The following is a 3,274-nucleotide window of genomic DNA, read 5'->3' on the forward strand; positions in this document are numbered from 1 at the left end:
AGGAGACCGAGCAGTGAATCCTTTAACATCCAGATGGGCGAAATCCGCCTGCTTGCTGGCTGCTGTGGCGATGGTTTCGTCCTGTGGTTTGCCGCGTGTGGGACCCAATAAAAAAGAAATCTTCGAAGGCTCAGTCCAGCGTTCTGGAGATGCATTTGTCGTTTCAGTCAACGACAGAGTGACCCGCGCAACATCCGTCGTACCAAGCTTGGGCTTTTCGCAAGCCTTTCAAAACGCGGGTCAAATTGGATCAGACACAATTCGTCCCGGCGACACTTTGGGTCTAACCATTTGGGAAAACGTTGATGATGGGCTTTTGGCTGGAGAGACCTCGAACTCTACCCTGCTTGAAGAAGTGCAGGTAGATGGCGCTGGATTTATCTTTGTGCCTTACGCAGGACGTATCCGCGCTGCTGGCAATTCGCCCGAAGCGATCCGTCGCACCATCACGCGCAAGCTAGAAGAACAAACGCCTGATCCGCAGGTTCAAGTGCGTCGCCTCGCTGGCGATGGTGCGACTGTGTCCTTGGTCGGATCTATTGGCGGTCAGGGCGTTTACCCGATTGAACGTCCAACGCGTACCCTGTCGGCCATGCTCGCACGTGCGGGCGGTGTGTCGATTGAACCTGAAATTGCTCAAATCACCGTCGTTCGCGGCGCTGAGAAGGGTCAAATCTGGTTCCAAGACCTCTTTAACAACCCGCGCATGGACATCGCCCTGCGCGACGGTGATCGTATTTTGGTCGAACAAGATACCCGCTCTTTCACCGCACTTGGTGCAACGGGCACGCAAAGCCGTGTGATCTTTGAAAGCCAGACGCTCTCCGCAGTGGAAGCGCTCGCACAGGTTGGCGGGCTGCTCAGCACGAGCTCTGATCCAACGGGCGTCTTCGTCTTCCGCAACGAGCCTGCAGAACTCGCGAACCGCGTTTTGGCGCGCAATGATCTGGAAGGTGCACAGCGATTTGTCTACGTTCTTGATCTGACGCAACCAAACGGCATGTTCCAAGCGCGTGACTTTGCAATTCGCGACGAAGACACAGTCTACGTCACAGAAGCGCCATTCACGCAGTGGAGCAAAGCAATCGCAGCCGTGACTGGCTCGCTCGGCGCTGTAAGTACGCTTAGCACAACCGCAACTTCCCTAAGCGGTGGCTAACTTTGATGCGGGCACAGCCCTATGAACAAGCCGTCGATGCTGAAACGCGTCGGCGGCTTTTTATCTACAACGGTGGATTTTTGAAGGAACGTCGCTTGCGGCGCATTCTTTCGCTTGCCGGATATGATCTGCGTCTTGGCCGCCCCAAGGCGGGTGATGCGATTGGAGTTTGGGGCCATAGTCCAACAGCACATCGCGGAGAAGCATTTGCTGAAAAGCATGGCGCGCCAATCGTGCGCGTTGAAGATGCGTTCTTGCGCTCGGTCCTTCCCGGGCGTTCGGGTCACCCCCCTCTTGGGCTAACCATCGACACCAAAGGCATGCACTATGATCCGGCGCAGCCATCTGATCTCGAAACGTTGCTTGCAACGCATCCCCTAGATGATACCGACCTTATGAACCGCGCGCGTGCCTGCATCGCACGCATTCACGAGGCGCATCTGACGAAATACACAGGCTTTGATGTAAACATCCCCTGCCCCGAACCCGGCTATGTTCTTGTTTTAGATCAAACAAAAGACGATGCCTCCGTTCTAAAGAGCAGCGCTGATCGCGCGACATTTCTGGAAATGCTCGTCTTTGCCCAAGAAGAACACCCCGGTAAACGCGTCCTGATCAAAACCCATCCAGACACTGCTCTTGGCCATCGCTCGGGCTATTTCACCGCTGAAGATGCCAACCATAACGCAGAACTCTTCACCGATCCGGTGTCCCCACAAACCCTGCTTGAGGGGGCCGCTGCGGTTTATACGGTTTCCTCGCAACTGGGGTTTGAGGCGATTTTCACCGGCCACAAACCACGCGTCTTTGGCCAGCCCTTCTATGCGGGTTGGGGGCTGACGCAGGACGAACGCCCTGTCCTGCGCCGTCAGCGCAAGCTTAGCCGCGCACAGCTGTTTGCGGGCGCGATGCTCCTTTACCCGAAATGGTACGACCCTTATCGCGACAAACTCTCCGATCTGGAAACAGCCATCGACACGCTTGAGGCGCAGACCCGCGCGTGGCGTGACGATCACAAAGGTTGGATTGCCAGCGGCATTCGTCTTTGGAAACGCAAACCATTCCAGCGCGTTTTTGGACAGGTGACTTCGCTCGTCTATGAAGACGATAGCGCGAAAATCGATGCAGCTATTGCGGATGGGAAAAAACACATGGCATGGGCAAGCGCCCGTGACCTGCCACGCAGCAACGCGACGACCCATGTAGAGGACGGATTTTTACGTTCCAAAGGCTTAGGGGCTGAATTGATCGCGCCCTTGTCGCTCGTTTTGGATGATTTGGGGATCTACTATGACCCCACACGCCCCAGTCGCCTAGAAGAGCTGATCCGCACGCGGCGCGAGCTACGGCCAGATCAACAGCGGCGCAGCGAGCGATTGATCGAGGCGCTGAAAGCCAGCAAACTCAGCAAATACAATGTTGGCGCGCGGGTTCTTGAAGACATGCCGAACGGGCGGCGCATTTTGGTCCCGGGCCAAGTGGAAGACGACGCCTCCATCCGAACAGGTACGAAATCTGTGACGACCAATTTGGAGCTTTTGAAAGCCGCACGCACCGCCCACCCCGATGCCATCATTCTCTACAAACCCCACCCCGATGTGGAGGCTGGCCTACGCGTAGGTAAGATTAACGAGGCAGAGTTTAAGACGTTGTGCGATGGGGCACTGCACAAAACTGATGCTATTGCAGCCATCGACGCGGTGGATGAGGTCTGGACCATGACCTCTCTGCTCGGCTTTGAAGCCTTGCTGCGTGGTAAGTCTGTCACCTGTCTCGGCGCGCCGTTTTACGCAGGTTGGGGGTTGACCACTGACCTCGGCCCCGTACCTGCACGGCGCAGCATTCAGATCAGTTTGGAAACCTTGGTTCATGCTACGTTAATTGATTATCCGCGATATTTCGATCCGATCACTGCGCAAGCCTGTCCCGTTGAAGTCGTGCTCGAGCGGCTCGCCAACGATGATCTGCCACGCCCAAATCCGATGAACCGTAGTCTGTCAAAGCTGCAAGGAGTGTTCGCCAGTTACGCGCATCTATGGCGGCGCTGATTAGGCGCGCTCCCAGATATGTTCTACATCAGGACCAAGCTGGCGTTGTCGCGTTAACGTTAGCCTT

2 protein-coding genes are annotated in these 3,274 nt (G+C 56.0%); both read left to right on the forward strand.

The genetic code is table 11. From position 1 onward, the window contains the following. Nucleotides 1–13: 13 nt before the first annotated feature. Complete coding sequence (locus ABJQ89_RS18630; protein WP_348497655.1) at nucleotides 14–1,159, forward strand: polysaccharide biosynthesis/export family protein; 1,146 nt, start codon at nucleotides 14–16, stop codon at nucleotides 1,157–1,159. Nucleotides 1,160–1,164: 5 nt separating this feature from the next. Then, nucleotides 1,165–3,207 carry a capsular polysaccharide biosynthesis protein gene (locus ABJQ89_RS18635; RefSeq protein WP_348497654.1) on the forward strand — a complete coding sequence of 681 codons (2,043 nt, stop codon included), beginning with the start codon at nucleotides 1,165–1,167 and terminating at the stop codon, nucleotides 3,205–3,207. The last annotated feature ends 67 nt before the right edge of the window (nucleotides 3,208–3,274 follow it).

The sequence above is a fragment of the Planktotalea sp. genome (genome assembly GCF_039984035.1).
Lineage (GTDB): Bacteria > Pseudomonadota > Alphaproteobacteria > Rhodobacterales > Rhodobacteraceae > Planktotalea.